Origin of the sequence: Tardiphaga sp. 709 (assembly GCF_032401055.1) — a bacterium.
GTDB lineage: Bacteria > Pseudomonadota > Alphaproteobacteria > Rhizobiales > Xanthobacteraceae > Tardiphaga.
Genome location: NZ_CP135529.1, coordinates 5,025,182 through 5,041,582, shown reverse-complemented (window position 1 = coordinate 5,041,582; position 16,401 = coordinate 5,025,182). Strand labels below are relative to the sequence as shown.

15 protein-coding genes are annotated in these 16,401 nt (G+C 61.2%); 9 read left to right on the top strand and 6 right to left on the bottom strand.

The genetic code is table 11. The features are described from left to right. Positions 1-71 precede the first annotated feature (71 nt). The 4 genes from pimC to RSO67_RS24475 form a co-directional block, all read right to left on the bottom strand. Positions 72-1,259, bottom strand: a complete 1,188-nt coding sequence (gene pimC / locus RSO67_RS24490) for a pimeloyl-CoA dehydrogenase large subunit (protein ID WP_315840948.1) — start codon at positions 1,257-1,259, stop codon at positions 72-74. 28 nt (positions 1,260-1,287) lie between these two features. After that, the gene (locus tag RSO67_RS24485; RefSeq protein ID WP_315840947.1) at positions 1,288-2,475 is read right to left on the bottom strand and encodes an acetyl-CoA C-acyltransferase; all 1,188 of its coding nucleotides are present in this window, start codon (positions 2,473-2,475) and stop codon (positions 1,288-1,290) included. After that, positions 2,472-4,160, bottom strand: a complete 1,689-nt coding sequence (gene pimA / locus RSO67_RS24480; RefSeq protein ID WP_315840946.1) for a dicarboxylate--CoA ligase PimA — start codon at positions 4,158-4,160, stop codon at positions 2,472-2,474. Before pimA ends, RSO67_RS24485 begins: the two co-directional genes overlap by 4 nt. Positions 4,161-4,249: 89 nt before the next feature. Then, entirely contained in the window at positions 4,250-6,337 is a 2,088-nt protein-coding gene (locus tag RSO67_RS24475) for a 3-hydroxyacyl-CoA dehydrogenase NAD-binding domain-containing protein (RefSeq protein WP_315840945.1), read from the bottom strand. Positions 6,338-6,498: 161 nt separating this feature from the next. On the opposite strand from RSO67_RS24475, the gene RSO67_RS24470 reads away from it, so the two are divergent. The 7 genes from RSO67_RS24470 (at position 6,499) to RSO67_RS24440 (ending at position 13,674) form a co-directional block, all read left to right on the top strand. After that, positions 6,499-7,365, top strand: coding sequence for an IclR family transcriptional regulator (locus tag RSO67_RS24470; RefSeq protein WP_315840944.1), 867 nt, complete (start codon positions 6,499-6,501; stop codon positions 7,363-7,365). 63 nt (positions 7,366-7,428) lie between these two features. Further along, entirely contained in the window at positions 7,429-8,241 is an 813-nt protein-coding gene (locus RSO67_RS24465; protein WP_315840943.1) for an ABC transporter ATP-binding protein, read from the top strand. Next, the gene (locus tag RSO67_RS24460) at positions 8,238-8,951 is read left to right on the top strand and encodes an ABC transporter ATP-binding protein (protein WP_315840942.1); all 714 of its coding nucleotides are present in this window, start codon (positions 8,238-8,240) and stop codon (positions 8,949-8,951) included. Before RSO67_RS24465 ends, RSO67_RS24460 begins: the two co-directional genes overlap by 4 nt. A gap of 29 nt (positions 8,952-8,980) precedes the next feature. After that, complete coding sequence (locus tag RSO67_RS24455; RefSeq protein WP_068731337.1) at positions 8,981-9,859, top strand: branched-chain amino acid ABC transporter permease; 879 nt, start codon at positions 8,981-8,983, stop codon at positions 9,857-9,859. Between the two features lie 2 nt (positions 9,860-9,861). Beyond that, the gene (locus tag RSO67_RS24450; RefSeq protein ID WP_315840941.1) at positions 9,862-10,890 is read left to right on the top strand and encodes a branched-chain amino acid ABC transporter permease; all 1,029 of its coding nucleotides are present in this window, start codon (positions 9,862-9,864) and stop codon (positions 10,888-10,890) included. 6 nt (positions 10,891-10,896) lie between these two features. Further along, positions 10,897-12,126: an ABC transporter substrate-binding protein gene (locus RSO67_RS24445; protein ID WP_315840940.1), complete on the top strand. Its 1,230-nt coding sequence runs from the start codon at positions 10,897-10,899 to the stop codon at positions 12,124-12,126. A gap of 342 nt (positions 12,127-12,468) precedes the next feature. Then, a complete protein-coding gene (locus tag RSO67_RS24440) occupies positions 12,469-13,674 on the top strand; it encodes an ABC transporter substrate-binding protein (protein ID WP_315844350.1) in 1,206 nt (401 codons plus the stop codon). A 59-nt stretch (positions 13,675-13,733) separates the two neighbouring features. Here RSO67_RS24440 and RSO67_RS24435 read toward each other — a convergent pair whose 3' ends face one another. Together RSO67_RS24435 and RSO67_RS24430 are read right to left on the bottom strand one after the other, a co-directional pair. Further along, on the bottom strand, positions 13,734-14,222 hold the full coding sequence (locus RSO67_RS24435; RefSeq protein ID WP_315840939.1) for a hypothetical protein: 489 nt from the start codon (positions 14,220-14,222) through the stop codon (positions 13,734-13,736). A gap of 120 nt (positions 14,223-14,342) precedes the next feature. Further along, positions 14,343-14,660: a hypothetical protein gene (locus RSO67_RS24430; RefSeq protein ID WP_315840938.1), complete on the bottom strand. Its 318-nt coding sequence runs from the start codon at positions 14,658-14,660 to the stop codon at positions 14,343-14,345. A gap of 717 nt (positions 14,661-15,377) precedes the next feature. Between RSO67_RS24430 and RSO67_RS24425 the strand changes: the two genes are divergently transcribed. Continuing rightward, positions 15,378-15,656: a GlsB/YeaQ/YmgE family stress response membrane protein gene (locus RSO67_RS24425; RefSeq protein WP_093759251.1), complete on the top strand. Its 279-nt coding sequence runs from the start codon at positions 15,378-15,380 to the stop codon at positions 15,654-15,656. 220 nt (positions 15,657-15,876) lie between these two features. After that, complete coding sequence (locus RSO67_RS24420; RefSeq protein ID WP_315840937.1) at positions 15,877-16,368, top strand: hypothetical protein; 492 nt, start codon at positions 15,877-15,879, stop codon at positions 16,366-16,368. The last annotated feature ends 33 nt before the right edge of the window (positions 16,369-16,401 follow it).

Below are 16,401 nucleotides of genomic sequence, written 5' to 3'. Positions count from 1 at the left end.
CCCTCATCCGGTCCGAATGCGCTACGCGCAATCGGACCACCTTCTCCCCGCAAGCGGGGAGAAGGAAGAAATCACAGCCCCAGCACCGCTTTCGCGATGATGTTGCGCTGGATCTCGTTGGAGCCGCCATAGATCGACACCTTGCGGTAGTTGAAATAGGTCGGCGCGATCGGCGAGGCCCAGTCGCCCTCTTCGTTCTGCCCCTCGCCTTCCGGCATGAAGGGCAGTGCGAACGGGCCGGTGACTTCGAGCAGCAGCTCGGTGAGCGTCTGCTGGATTTCCGAACCCTTGATCTTGAGGATCGAGGAGGCCGGATCCGGCTTGCCCTTGCCGTGCTTGCCTTCGGCCGCGACGACGCGCATCTGCGTCAGTTCGAGCGCCTTGAGCTCGATCTCGGTCGCAGCCAGCTTCTGGCGGAACTGTGGATCCTCGATCAGCGGCTTGTCACCGGACTTCACGCTGGAGGCCAGCTCCTTGATGCGGCGGATGCGTTCCTTCGACATGCCGACGCGCGCGATGTTGACGCGCTCGTTGCCGAGCAGGAATTTGGCGTAGTCCCAGCCCTTGTTCTCTTCACCGACGAGATTCTCGGCCGGCACCACGACTTCATCGAAGAACACTTCGTTGACTTCGACGCCGCCATCGATGGTCTGGATCGGGCGAACGGTGATGCCCTTCGACTTCATGTCGATGAGGATGAAGGAGATGCCCGACTGCTTCTTCGCATCGGGGTCGGTGCGGCAAAGGCAGAAGATCCAGTCGGCATGCTGCGCGAGCGTGGTCCAGGTCTTCTGGCCGTTGACGATATAGGTATCGCCCTTCTTCTTCGCCGTGGTCTTCAGCGAGGCGAGGTCCGAACCCGAGCCCGGCTCCGAGAAGCCCTGGCACCACCAGTCGTCCATATTGGCAATGCGCGGCAGGAAGTGCTTCTTCTGCTGCTCATTGCCGAAGGTGTAGATCACCGGGCCGACCATGTTGACGCCGAACGGCAGTGGCGGCGGCGCAGGGGTCTTCTGCAGCTCTTCCAGGAAGATGTACTGCTTGGCGGCGCTCCAGCCGGTGCCGCCATATTCCTGCGGCCAATGCGGGACGGCCCAGCCCTTCTTGTTGAGCGTGCGCTGCCAGTTCACCAGGTCGTCCTTGCTGGTGTGGTGACCTTCCTGCAGTTTCTTGCGCACCGCCGGGTCGAGGCTTTCGCGGAAAAAGGTGCGCACCTCGTCGCGGAATGCTGTTTCTTCTTTGCTGAAGCTCAGATCCATCGGATCCTCCTTGTGAGCAGATTTGTAATTAGTGAACGATTTCGAGCAGGCCAGCGGAGCCCATGCCGCCGCCGACGCACATGGTGACGACGGCATATTTCGCCTTGCGGCGGCGGCCTTCGATCAGCGCGTGACCGGCGAGACGTGCGCCCGACATACCATAGGGATGGCCGACCGAGATCGCGCCGCCATTGACGTTGAGCTTCTCCGGATCGATGCCGAGCTTGTCGCGGCAGTACAGAACCTGCACGGCGAAGGCTTCATTGAGCTCCCAGAGATCGATGTCCTCGATCTTGAGGCCATGACGCTTCAAGAGGCGCGGCACGGCGAACACCGGACCGATGCCCATTTCGTCCGGCTCGCAGCCGGCGGAAACGAAGCCGCGGAAGATGCCGAGCGGCTTGAGGCCCTTCTGCGCAGCAAGCTTGTCGCTCATGATCACGGTGGCACTGGCGCCGTCCGAGAGCTGCGACGCATTGCCGGCGGTGATGGTGAAGCCGTCGCCGCGCACAGCCTTCAGGCCGGCGAGACCTTCCGCGGTGGTTTCCGGACGCGGACCTTCATCCTTCGACAGCGTGATGTCCTTGAACGAGACTTCGCCGGTCGCCTTGTCGACGACGCCCATCTTGGTCGCGATCGGCGCCAGTTCGTCGTTGAACTTGCCGCCCTGCTGCGCGGCCGCGGTGCGGCGCTGGCTTTCCAGCGAATACTCGTCCTGGCGCTCGCGCGAGATGTTGTAGCGCTTGGCCACCGTCTCGGCGGTGTCGAGCATCGGCATATAGACGTCGCCCTTGATCTTCATCAGTTCGGGATCGACGGTGTGGAACTTGTTGGCGTGCTCGTTCTGCACCAGCGAGATCGACTCGCCGCCGCCACCAACCGCGATCTCGACGCCGTCGAAGATCACCGAACGCGCGGCCAGCGCAATCGCCTGCAGGCCCGACGCGCACTGGCGATCGATGGTGGTGCCGCCAGCCGTGACCGGCAGGCCGGCGCGGAGCAGCGCCTTGCGTGCGATGTTGCCGCCGGTCGCGCCCTGCTGCAGGGCTGCGCCCATCACGACGTCTTCAACTTCCTTCGGATCGATGCCGGCGCGCTTGACGGCATGCTCGATCGCATGGCCGAGCAGCGTTGCGCCTTCGGTGGCGTTCAATGCGCCGCGAAAGGCCTTGCCGATCGGGGTACGGGCGGTGGAAACGATAACGGCTTCGGTCATGGGCGAGATCCTCCGGAGGCGGTTTGTTGTTGACTGATGATGGGCGTGGGTTGCAGGCCACGCAAGGCGTGACGCGAGAGTTTTCCGACTGCGGTGCGCGGCAAATCGTCGACGAATTCGACCATCGCCGGCAGTTCATGCTTGCCGAGCTTGCCGGTGAGAAATGCGCGCAACTCTTCGATGGTAAACGGCGTTGCGCCATTGCGCAGCTTGATGAAGGCCTTGGCCGCTTCACCACGATATTGATCGACGACGCCGATCACGATCACTTCCTGTACGGAAGGATGTTCGTAAATCGCCTGCTCAATCATCTGCGGGTAGACGTTGAAGCCGCCGGAGATGATCATGTCCTTCTTGCGATCGACCAGATAGAAGAATCCGTCCTCATCCATGTAGCCGATATCGCCGGTGAGGAAGCGATCGCCGACAAAGGATTCGGCACTCTCCTGCGCGCGGTTCCAGTAGCCTTTGGTGACGTTCGGCCCCTTGATCCGGATTTCGCCGGTCTCGTTGACGCCGAGCACCCTGGTCGGGTCATCGAGTGACACCACGTCAATCTCGATCCCCGGTAGCATCAGGCCGATCGAGCCCGGCTTATCAAGGCCACCGGGCGGATGGCTGGTGCCGGGCGAGCAGGTCTCGGTCATGCCCCAGCCGCTCTTCAACGACAGGCCGGTCTTGCGTTCGAACAGACGTGCCACCTCGTCCGGCAGCGGCGCACCACCGGAGGCCGCCGAGGCCAGCGACGACAGATCACGCGTTTCCAGCGAAGGATCGGCCGCGATGGCGATCCACATGGTGGGCACGCCGGGAAATACGGTGGCTTTCTTCTTCTCGATATCGTCGAGCACGCGGCTGACGTCGAAGCGCTGATGCAGCGAGATGGTGTCGCCGAGGCTTATGCGGCTCAGCAGGATCACGGTCAATGCATAGATATGAAACAGCGGCAGCACGCAGATGACGCGCTCGATCCGATTGCGCTTGGCCCGCGCCGGCGCGCCCCACATATTATAGATCGAGACCGCCGAGGTGAGATTGCCGTGGCTGAGCATCGCGCCTTTCGGCAAGCCGGTGGTGCCGCCGGTATATTGCAGCAGCGCGACGTCATCCGGTGAAATCTCGGGCCACTGCGCAGGCAGTGTCACGCCCGTCGTGAAATTGCGGAAAGTGACAATCGCGGGATTTACCGGCAGCGGCAGCTGCGGATTGTTCACCGCACCCCAGTCGTCGTCTTCGCAGACGATCAGCCTGTCGAGCAGGCCCTTGTCGAGAAACTTCAGCGCCATCGGCAGCAACGCCGCAAGGTTGCTCGTCACGAGCACGCGTGCGCCGGAGTCTTTCAGCTTGTGCGACAGCGCGATCTCGCCATCGAGCGGCGACAGATGCACGAGACGCGCGCCGGCCCTGAGGCCACCGAAGAAGTGGACCGGATGATCCGGCGTATTGCCAAGGAAGATGCCGATGGAGGAGCCTTTGCCGTAGCCGGCGCGCATCAGCGCGGCGGCAATAACATCGACGCGCGCCTGCAGGTCGTTGAACGAGATTGGCTGATCACGAAATTCGATGGCGGTGCGGTCGCCATAGCGAGCGGCCGCGTTCGCCAGCAAGCCCGGCAGCGTGCCGCGTGCAATGGGTGCGTCCCAAGTGACACCGGGTGGGTAATGCTGCTCGCCGGGATGGGTCATTGAGTAGCCTGCTTACGTAGGGAAGGCACAATGCCAATGTCTCCTCCCCACAAGGGGGAGGAGAACAGGCAGCGTCCGTATCATCTCGATCAACCAGCCTTCGCCAGCGACGCGAAGGTCTTGCCTTCATCGGCGAGCTTCTTCAGCAGCGCGGCCGGCTCCAGCGACGGATCGTTGGTCTGCTTGGCGTAGAACTGCAGGCGTTCGACGATCTGCTTGAGACCGACCTGATCGGCATAGAACATCGGGCCGCCGCGATAGATCGGCCAGCCATAGCCATAGAGCCAGATCACGTCGATATCGCTCGGACGCGAGGCGACCTTCTCTTCGAGGATGCGGGCACCCTCGTTGATCATCGGATACATCATGCGTTCCAGGATTTCCTGATCGCTGACGGCGCGACGGGTCAGGCCCAGGCTCCGGCAGGTATCGTCGATGAGCTTCTCGACTTCCGGATCCGGCACCGGCGCGCGGGAGCCGGCTTCATACTTGTAATAGCCCTTGCCGGTCTTCTGGCCGAAGCGACCGGCTTCGCACAGCGCGTCGGCGATCGGCGAGGTGATGCCGCGATCCTTGCGCGAGCGCCAACCGATATCGAGGCCGGCGAGATCGCCCATGGCGAACGGACCCATCGGCATGCCGAACTTGGTGACGACGGCATCGACCTGCTGCGGCAGCGCGCCTTCAAACAACAGCTTCTCGGACTGCTTGGAGCGGGCCGCCAGCATGCGGTTGCCGACGAAGCCGTCGGAGACGCCGACCACGGCCGGCACCTTGGCGATCTTGCGGGCGACCGCAACGGCGGTCACGAGCGCATCCGGCGCGGTCTTGTCGGCGCGAACAATTTCGCACAGCTTCATGACATTGGCCGGCGAGAAAAAGTGCATGCCGAGCACGTCCTGCGGTCGCTTGGTGACAGCCGCGATCTCGTCGATGTTCAGATACGAGGTGTTGCTGGCGAGGATGGCGCCCGGCTTGGCATAGGCATCCAGCGCGGTGAACACTTCCTTCTTGATCGCCATGGTTTCGAACACGGCTTCGATCACCAGATCGACGTCCTTGACGTTTTCGAGGCCGACGACACCGTTGATCAGTGCCATGCGCTTGGCCGGCGCGTCGGCAGGAATGCCGCCACGCGCTGCAGTCGCCTCATAGTTCTTCTGCATGATACCGAGACCACGCTTGAGCTGCTCCTCGCCGGTCTCGATCAGCGTGACGGGAATACCGGCATTGGCGAAGGACATCGCAATGCCGCCGCCCATGGTGCCGGCGCCGATGATGGCGACGCGCTCGACCGGACGCGGCTTGACGCCTTCCGGCACGTTCTGAACCTTGGCAGCTTCTCGTTCTGAGAAGAACGCGTAACGCTGCGCCTTCGACTGATCGTCGGCGACCAGCTTGAGGAACATCTCGCGCTCCTTCTTGAGCGCCTCATCGAATGGCACATCGAGCGTCCAGCTCACAGCTTCGGCGCAGGCCAACGGCGCGTTCATGCCGCGGTTCTTCTTGTTGGCGGCTGCAGCCGCATTGGTGAAGATGGTGCGATCGGCGCGCGCGGCGGCGAGCTTGGAATCGTCATTGCGCAGCAGACGCAGCGGACGCTTCTCGGCAATCACCTTGCGCGCAAAAGCTTCTGCGCCCGAGGCCGGGCCTTCGACGATCTCTTCGATCAGACCGTTCTTCAGGGCTTCGGATGCGCTGATCGGATCGCCCGTGACGACCATCTTGACGCCGAGCTCCGGACCGACCGCGCGCGGCAAGCGCTGCGTGCCACCGGCGCCGGGCAGCAGGCCGAGCTTCACCTCGGGCAGGCCGAGCTTAGCGTCTTTTGTCGCCACACGGAAATGACAGCCGAGCGTGAGCTCAAGGCCGCCGCCGAGCGCGGTGCCATGGATCGCGGCGATCACCGGTTTGGAACAATTCTCGATTTCCGAAATGACTTCGCTCAATCCAGGCGACTGCGGCGGCTTGCCGAATTCAGTGATGTCGGCGCCAGCAACGAAGGTACGGCCTGCGCATGCGATGACGATCGCCTTCACGGCAGGATCGGCAGCGGCCGTTTTGACGTTCTCAAAAATGCCGCGGCGAACCGCCGCACTCAGCGCATTTACAGGGGGAGAGTTGATCGTGACGACGGCGACTTCATCATGACGTTCAAGCTTTACGACATCGCTCACGGCATTCTCCTTGGCTACGTTTACTGGTCTGATTTTCTTAGTTTCGCACTGCGAAATTTAATTCCACATCTTGACACGGAGGGTTATTTTGAAGAGCGTCCCTTGTCAACGAGGGCCGTGGTGCAATCGTATGAAACTGACAAAACCAAATTTTGGGAAGCATGAAACGTCCAGCGAAGAATGTGGCGACAGATCGCAATTTCGTCGTCGCATTGGCTCGCGGCCTGGATGTCTTGCGTGCATTTCGCCCCAATGACGGGCTTCTCGGCAATCAGGAGATTGCCGCCCGCACCAAATTGCCGAAGCCAACCATCTCGCGATTGACTTACACACTCACGAAGTTGGGCTACCTTACACCTGTGCCACGCTTCGAGAAGTATCAGCTCGCGCCAGCAGCTATGGCCCTGGGTTATGCTGCACTTGCGAACTTGGGCGTTAAGCATCTCTCGGAATCGTTTCGCGACGAATTGATGCGGCAGACTGGCGGTGCCTGCGCAGTAGGCGCGCGCGATCGGCTGAGCATGATTTATTTCGGGCAGAGTCGTTCCAGTCTCACCGTCGGCGTTCAACTCGACGTCGGCTCGCGCATTCCCATTGCAACCACGGCGATGGGCCGCGCCTATTTCTGGGCGCTGCCGCCGGAAGAGCGTGCCCAATTATTGCGCGAATTCCGCGAGCACTACGGACATCGCTGGTCGAAGATGCGCGACGGCCTCGAACGCGCTGGCGAAATGGTCGCACGCCATGGCTTCGTCATCTCGGCTGGCGAGTGGCAGGACGATGTGCACGCGGCCGGTGTCGCGATGACATTAAATGACGGCACCGGTCCATATGCCTTTAATTGCGGCGCGCCCGCGTTTCGTTTCACGGAAGAGCGCTTGCTCAACGATATTGGACCTCGGCTGTTGACGATGGTAAGGAACATCGAAGCGGCGCTCGGGGGAGCAGCTGCGCCACAATCAAAAAAACTCGACAGCAAAAAAATCAAATCAGGAGGGAAAGTTGCACGTATTGTTGAAGGGCTCTGACAGCCTTCATCGTCGTGACCTGCGGAAAACTTCGCCGCAGCAGACGATCGAGGGTCGCCGCACATGACGCAGGCACAACTCGCAGAGCGCGCGCCCGTCGCATCGACGGCGCCGCTGCTTTCGGTTCGCGACGTCAGCGTCGTGTTCGGCGGCATCATTGCGTTGAACGGCGTCTCGTTCGACATGCAGAAGGGTCATATCCTCGGCCTCATCGGACCGAACGGCGCAGGTAAAACCACGCTGTTCAATTGCCTTAGCCGGCTCTACCAGCCGAGCAAGGGCGATATCCTGATGGACGGCCAGACGATCCTGAATCGTCCGGCCCACAAGATTTCCGAGATCGGCATCGGCCGTACTTTCCAGAACGTCGCGCTATTTCCGAACCTGACCGTGCGTGACAATGTCCGCGTCGGCAAACATGCGCGCACCAACAGCGATATCATCAGCGACTCGCTGAAGCTGCCATGGGTTCGATCAGGCGAAGCTGCGATCAACAAGGACGTCAACGACATCCTTGATTATCTCGATCTGCATGGCGTTGCCGATACGATCGTCAGCGGACTGCCGTTCGGCACCCAGAAACGCGTCGAACTCGCGCGCGCGCTCGCCGCTGAGCCGAAGATCCTGCTGCTCGACGAACCCGCAGGCGGTCTCAACCACGAGGAAGTCTACATCCTTGGCGACCTGATCCGCCGCATCCGCGACGATCGCGGCGTGACGGTTCTGCTGGTCGAGCATCACATGGGTCTCGTGATGTCGATCGCCGACCATGTGGTCGCGCTGAATTTCGGCAAGAAGCTCGCTGAAGGCACACCCGCTACCGTCCAGAAAGACCCTGCTGTGATCAAGGCCTATCTGGGAGACAAAGACTCATGACCGCGATGCTTCACGTAAAAGACCTGCGTGCGTATTACGGCCAGGTCCAGGCGCTGCACGGCCTCGAATTCGAACTGCAGGAAGGCAGCCTGACCACCCTGCTCGGCGCCAACGGTGCCGGCAAGACCACCACGCTGCGGTCGATCTGCAACATGATCCGCTCCACGGGCTCGATCGAGTTCGAGGGCAAGAAGCTCGACAACAAGTCGACCGAAAGCATCGTGCGGCTGGGCATCGCCCATGTTCCGCAGGGCCGCGGCACCTTCACCACCATGACGGTGGAGGAGAACCTGCAGCTCGGCGCGATCAGCCGCAAGGACACCAGGGCGATCGGTGACGACATCGAGCGCATGTATGCCCACTTCCCGGTGCTCAAGCAGCGCCATACCCAGCAGGCCGGCACGCTCTCCGGCGGTGAACAGCAGATGCTCGCGGTCGCCCGCGCACTGATGCTGCGTCCCCGCCTGATGCTGCTGGACGAGCCGTCCTTCGGCCTTGCGCCCTTGATCGTGCGGGATCTGTTCAAGATCCTCGGCAAGATCAACCGCGAGGACAAGGTCAGCATCCTCGTCGTCGAACAGAACGCACAGCTCGCGCTCGAACTCGCCGACAAGGCCTATGTCATCGAAACAGGACGCATTGTGATGTCCGGCACCGCCGACGAGATCGCGAACAATGAAGACGTCCGTAAATCGTATCTGGGATATTGAGGGGGCGGCCGCCTCTTAGGGGAAACGATATGGAACTCTTTACCAACCAAGTCCTGGCTGGCATCGCCACCGGCGCGATCTACGCCTGTATGGCGCTCGCTGTCGTGATGATCTACCAGGCGATCGACCACCTGAACTTCGCCCAAGGCGAAATGGCGATGTTCTCGACCTTCATTGCCTGGCAGCTGATGCAGTGGGGCATTCCCTATTGGGGCGCCTTCGCGCTGACGCTGATCTTTTCCTTTGTCGGCGGCATCGTCATCGAGCGGGCTTTGTTCAAGCCACTCGCCAAGGCACCGGTGCTGACCCACGTCGCCGGTTTCATTGCGCTGTTCGCCATCATCAACAGCGTTGCGGGCTTGACCTGGGACTTCACCATCAAACAGTTCCCGTCCCCGTTCGGCTCGTCGCCGTTCCTCGGCAGCCAGCTGATCTCAACGCATCAGGCCGGCATGATCGGCGTGACGCTGATCCTGTTGGTCCTGCTGTTCATCTTCTTCCGCTACACCCGCGTCGGTCTCGCCATGCGTGCCGCCGCCACCTTGCCTGAATCGGCACGGCTGGTCGGTATCAACACGTCATGGATGATCGCACTCGGCTGGGGCATGGCAGCCGCGATCGGTTCGATCGCCGGCATGCTGATCGCTCCGGTGGTGTTCCTTGAGCCCAACATGATGGGCGGCGTCCTGATCTACGGATTTGCCGCGGCCGTCGTCGGCGGTCTGACGAGCCCGCTCGGCGCCGTCATTGGCGGGTTCCTTGTCGGCGTCTTCGAGAACCTCGTTGGCACCTATATCCCGGGTGTCGGTAACGAGCTGAAGCTGCCCATCGCGCTGGCGTTGATCATCACCGTGCTGGTCGTCAAGCCCAATGGCCTGTTCGGCCGTACCATCGTGAAGCGAGTTTGATCATGAGCACCGTTCAAGACGTCTCCACTGCTCCTGTGGTCACCGCCGTTCCCAAAAAGGCAATGGCGCTCGGTCCACTGGCATCGCTGATCATCCTGGCGTTGCTCATCGTCACGCCGCTGTTCGTGAAGAACTTCATCATCTTCCAGATGACCATGTGGCTGATCTACGCCATCGCAGTTCTCGCACTGAACATCCTGACCGGCGCCAGCGGCCAGTTCTCGCTCGGCCAGAGCGCGTTCTACGCCCTCGGCGCCTATACATCGGCAATCCTCATGGAACATGTCGGCGTCAACTACGCGCTGACGCTTCCTGTGGCTGGCTTGGTCTGCTTCATCGCCGGCTTCCTGTTCGGCCTGCCAGCACTGCGGCTGTCCGGCATCTACCTCGCGCTGGCGACCTTCGCCCTCGCGGTGGCGATGCCGCAGCTCTTGAAGCTCGGCGTGTTCGAACACTGGACCGGCGGCGTGCAGGGCCTTGTCGTCACCAAGCCTGATGCACCGGAAATCCTGGCCTCGCTGGGTCTGAAAGTGTCGCAGGACATGTGGCTGTACTTCTTCACCCTCGCGGTCACGATCCTGATCTACATCCTCTCGGTCAACCTGCTGAAGTCGCGCTCCGGCCGGGCCATGATGGCGATCCGTGACAACGAAATCGCCGCTTCGGCGATGGGCGTGGATGTCTCGCTCTACAAGACACTGGCCTTCGGCGTCAGCGCCGGCATCACCGGCGTTGCCGGCGGTCTCGGCGCCATCGCCGTGCAGTTCGTGGCGCCGGATGGTTACACTATCCAGCTCGCCATCGCGCTGTTTCTCGGCATGGTGGTCGGCGGCGTTGGCTGGCTGCCGGGCTCGCTGGCCGGTGCGGCCTTCATCGTCTTCGTTCCGAATATTGCGGAACACGTTTCGAAGGGTCTGTCTGGCGCCGTGTTCGGCGTCATCCTGATCATCATCATCTTCCTGCTCCCGAACGGGGCCAGGCAACTCGCCTATTTGGCACAGGGCTTGATAGGCAAACTACGTAAACACTGAGGACCTATGAACTGCAGAAACTTTCTGCGCACCGCCGCGCTCTCGAGCGCGGCGTTTGCGTTTCTCGCCTTCTCAACTTCCGCGAATGCCCAGAAGAAATACGACACCGGGGCGAGCGATACCGAGATCAAGATCGGCAACATCATTCCCTACAGCGGACCTGCATCCGCCTACGGCATCATCGGGAAGATGGAAGAAGCCTACTTCAAGATGATCAACGATCAGGGCGGCATCAACGGCCGCAAGATCAACTTCGTCAGCTATGACGATGCCTACAGCCCGGCCAAGGCTGTGGAGCAGACCCGCAAGCTGGTCGAATCCGACGAAGTTCTGTTCGTGTTCGGTCCGCTCGGCACGCCGTCGAACACGGCGATCCTGAAGTACCTGAACGCCAAGAAGGTGCCGCAGCTGTTCGTCGCCACCGGCGCGACCAAGTTCGGCGAGTACAAGACCGCGCCATGGACGATGGGCTGGCAGCCGGCCTATCAGAGCGAAGGCCGCATCTTCGCGCAGTATGCGATAAGCGAGAAGCCGAACGGCAAGATCGCCGTGTTCTATCAGAACGACGACCTCGGCAAGGACATGCTGAAGGGCTTCAAGGATGGCCTCGGCGACAAGGCCTCGATGATCGTGGCCGAAGACAGCTATGAAGTGTCGGAGCCGACCATCGACTCGCACATCGTCAAGCTGAAGGCCTCGGGCGCAGACATCTTCATCTCGATTTCAACGCCGAAGTTTGCCGCACAGGCGATCAAGAAGGTGGCCGAGATTGGCTGGAAGCCGATGTTCTTCCAGAGCAATGTCGGCTCCTCCGTCGGCGCTGTGATGCGTCCCGCCGGGATCGAGAACTCCCAGGGCGTGTTGTCGCTGGCTTACGCCAAGGACGCGCTCGACCCGCAGTGGGACAATGACGAAGGCATGAAGAAGTATCTGGACTTCCTGGCTAAATACGCTCCCTTCGCCAATAAGGCCGAAAGCTCGGCACTCTATGGCTATGGTCAGGCGCAGACCGTGGTGCAGGTTCTCAAGCAGGCCGGCGACGACCTGACCCGCGCCAACATCATGAAACAGGCCGCCAGCCTGAAGGACTTCACGACCGACACACTGCTGCCGGGCGTCAAGATCAACACCTCGGCGACCGATTTCTATCCGATCGAGCAGCTGCGCATGATGCGCTTCACCGGCGAAAAGTGGGACGTGTTCGGCCCGCCGATCGACAGCAAGCTCGGCGGGTAAACTCAACATCGTCATTCCGGGATGCCCGTAGGACGACGAAGTCGACCGAAGGGCAGACCCGGAATCTCGACATGGTTGATGAACACTACAAGGTTCCCCGCCACTCCAATTGGAGCGGCTGAGGTTCGCACGCGCGAAGGTGCGCGTACGCCCCGGAACGACAGCGATAATGCCCAATAAAACAGCCCCTTACGACGAAAGTCGTGAGGGGCTTTTTCTTGCTAGTTGCAGCGGAAAAGTATTCAATCCGACGCGCCGCAGCATTCAATAAAAACAAGAATACGCGCGGTTTTATTCAGATGATCAGGGAGATCAGAAATGCCTTCGTTCAGCTCGCGTGCAATGACGTTCACGGTTGCCGCAGCCCTCAGTGCGGCCCTTGGCAGCACTGCCTTCGCCCAGAAAAAATACGACACCGGCGCCAGCGATACCGAGATCAAGATCGGCAACATCATGCCCTATAGCGGGCCCGCTTCCGCCTACGGCGTGATCGGCAAGATGGAAGAAGCCTATTTCAAGATGATCAACGATCAGGGCGGCATCAACGGCCGCAAGATCAATTACATCACCTATGACGATGGCTACTCGCCGCCGAAGGCCGTGGAGCAGGCACGCAAGCTCGTCGAATCCGACGAAGTGCTGTTCATCGCCAGCTCGCTCGGCACGCCATCGAATTCCGCGATTCAAAAATATATGAATGCGAAGAAGGTGCCGCAGCTGTTCGTGGCCACCGGCGCGACCAAGTTCGGCGACTACAAGGACTTCCCCTGGACCATGGGCTGGCAGCCGGCCTATCAGAGCGAGTCCAGGATCTATGCGGCCTATCTGCTGCGGGAAAAGCCCGACGCCAAGATCGCGGTCATGTACCAGAACGACGATTTCGGCAAAGACATGCTGAAGGGTCTGAAGGATGGTCTCGGCGCCAAGGCGGCATCGATGATCGTCGCCGAGGAAAGCTATGAAGTGTCGGAGCCGACCATCGAGTCCCACATCGTCAAGCTGAAGTCGACCAATGCCGACACCTTTGTCAGCTTCACCACGCCAAAATTCGCTGCGCAGGCGATCAAGAAAGTGGCGGAGCTCAGCTGGAAACCAACCTTCATCCAGAGCAATGTCGGCTCTTCGGTCGGCGGCGTGATGAAGCCGGCGGGTTACGAGATCGCCCAGGGCATCCTGTCGGCGAACTACGCCAAGGACGGCGCCGATTCCAGCTGGGACAATGACGAGGGCATGAAGAAATTCTACGCTTTCCTCGCCAAATATGCGCCCACCATGGACAGGAGCGACGGTTCGGTCGTCTATGGCTATGGTCAGGCGCAGACCATCGTTCAGGTGCTCAAGCAGGCCGGTGATAACCTGACCCGCGCGAACATCATGAAGGAAGCAGCCAACCTCAAGGAATTCGCGCCCGACACGTTGCTGCCCGGCGTGACCATCTCGACCTCGGCCACCGACTTCTACCCGATCGAGCAGCTGCAGATGCAGCGCTTCAAGGGCGAGAAGTGGGAGCTGTTCGGCCCGATCATCGCGGGCAAGATCGACGGCTGATTTTCTGATCTCTCCCCGCCGGTCGAAGCAAAGCTTCACCACGCGGGGAGAGATCGCGATCAGTAATAATCCCGAAACGCATCCGCGAGACTGTCCGGCTGCCAGTCGATCTGGTCCGACGCGATCGGATCGTCCGATAGCAGCGCACTCGCCTGCGTCTTGTAGTCCGGCGCCACGTAATCCGCCTGCGGCAGGCCACGGCGCACGATATCCTGATAGTTGAGATAATTGTCGCGATTGCCGACGAAGGTGCACATGCATTTGGCGGGATCGGCATAGAGATAGCGCGGGCCCTTCGGCGTGTTGTGCACGACGAAGCGATAGGCCGGCAATTTGCTTAAGGCCACCTTCCCTGCCGCATCGTTGGCGAAGCGCGCCTTGAAGCCGGCGGACTCCATGTCGAAGCCGACCTTCTGCAACACCGGCACGCTCGGCAATTCGCGCGCCACCAGCAGCGTGACATCGAGCAGCGCCAGCACCGCGATGACAGCAAGCGCCGTGCTGCGCGGGCGCAAAGGAGAAAGCGTCGTGATCGTCAGTGCGCGCATGTCGCGAAACCCCGGCTGCGAGCGCGCATCGCCGCGCTCTGTTGCCGGCGACAATACCGGCCCGCACGCGCGGTGTCACGGTAACGCTGCCGCAGGAAGCAAGGCCGGTTAACAAATCCATCACGCCGCCTCGCTGGCGACGAGCGCCTCCAAGATACGCCAATACATCTCGTCCAGCATCGCTTGCTGCTGCTCTGCATTCAAAACGCGCCGTCGTTGAAACAGCAGACAGATCGGCCGGCTGCCTGTGCAATGGTGTGCACGACGACAGGCCTTGATGACGCAAGTGCGATGGGTACGAAGGATGTTCGCATTGCCGCGCTCGATCTCCTCGATGCAGGCGGCGACGATCATATCCGACAGCCGCTTGGCCGCCAGGTCGCTCTTGTCCCTGGCGCGCTGCGCGAGATGCCAGGCGTCGTGTTGCGAGATGATCATGTGAACTCCCGTTGTGACGATGATGACTGGATATGAGTGACTTGGATGACGGCCACGCGCCGTCCTTGCCCGCGCCTGTACGCGTGAGTGGCAGTCCCGGTGGCCTCCCTCAAGAATGAGGGAGATGAAGCGCCGAAAGGCGCGACTTGGTAACAGTGCCGCAGCGTAGTGTCCGGATCGCCGGACAGCAGAGGCCGCGGAAACGCCTTTCGACGCTCCATCGTGGCGATTTCTGTCCCCGGGACCGTTCTTCCGGGCAATGGCGCAGACCTCCGCAGTCCGCTTATCCCGACGGTTTCCCGCCGTTCACCAATGCCACGTCCAGCCAGCATGAGTGGCAGACCCCCGTAGTGGGGCCGGACGGTGACCCAAGGCCTCCCGAGTGCGAAAAGGAACGTCTCCCTCCCGCCCGCAGGCGCCACATCCCGCCCCGCGCCAGTCGGCGTCCGGTAACGCTCCCTCAAGTGGAGCGGGATGGATGGGAATATATACTGAGGTGAAACGACGTCAAGGATTATTTTCAAAATACTCGCGGGGCGCTAGTGCCGACGGATCACGCGTCATGCGCCCAGCGATACACTCCAGGGATTGCGCTACCCCGCTCCACGTGATCGATGGCGAATGACACGGCGCTATTCCATCCTGCGAGCTGGAACTCTTGACCGCGGTACGACTTCTCTTTCCATCAGCATCCGCTGCCTCGGGAGAAGACTTCCAATGAACATGTCCGGCGAAAGTCTTCTTGTCATCCTGATCGTTGGCATCGTCGCGGGTTGGCTCGCAGGCCAGATCGTTCGTGGCGCAGGCTTTGGCCTGATCGGCGACCTGATCATCGGCATTCTCGGCGCATTTATCGGAAGCTGGCTTTTACCCAAGCTCGGTATTCATCTGGGGGCGGGAATCGTCCGCGCAATCATCAACGCAACACTCGGCGCGATCGTCCTGCTTCTCATCATCCGGCTCGTGCGTGGCGGTGGGTTCGCGCGTCGCTACTAGCGATGAAGCGCCCCGATCGGTTCCGCAAGGCGCAGCACGCCTGAGGGATGATCCCTAGCCTAACGTTACCGCGCTTCCGGCTTCAGATATTTCGGAGGATCGTAGCGATCCTTCTCTCTTTTCAGATTGTGCCTCAACAGCATAACCCGGCTGTTGCAATGTGCATCCGGGCTACACATTCGGCATTGAACGTTCAGCCGCGCTTCGCTGACACACCACCATGTCTCCGACGTCTGATATCCCCACCCCTCCCATGTCCCGCGTCTCGCGATGCCTGATCGACATCGGGCGCATGATCGTCGGCCTGATCGCGGCGATTATCATCGCGCCCTTGGCCATGGGAATTCTGCTGCAGCTCAGCCTTCGACCCACCGGCGGACTCGCCGCGCATCTCGGCGCGGTCGCCACCGCGGCTCTCCTGACTCTCGTTTTCGGCGTGGCGGGTTCATTCAAAGCCGCCGTGCTGATCGCCGTGCCCGGAATCCTCTTTGCGCGATGGGCCGGCATCATGTCGCCGGTAATGTGCATGATCGGCGGCGCCATCACCGGCGGCGGATTCTTCGGCATCAGCGCCTTTGTTGGCTCCTCACTGCCGACCGAATGGGGGCTGATCGGCGCAGCGGCGTGCGGCGGAAGCGTTGCGGCGCTCGCTTACTGGTGGCTGGCGGAGCGTCCGCTGCGGACAAAAGAAGCTCTGGCGCCGCAGCGATGACCCGTTACCGTATCTGACGATCGGCACGTCAGC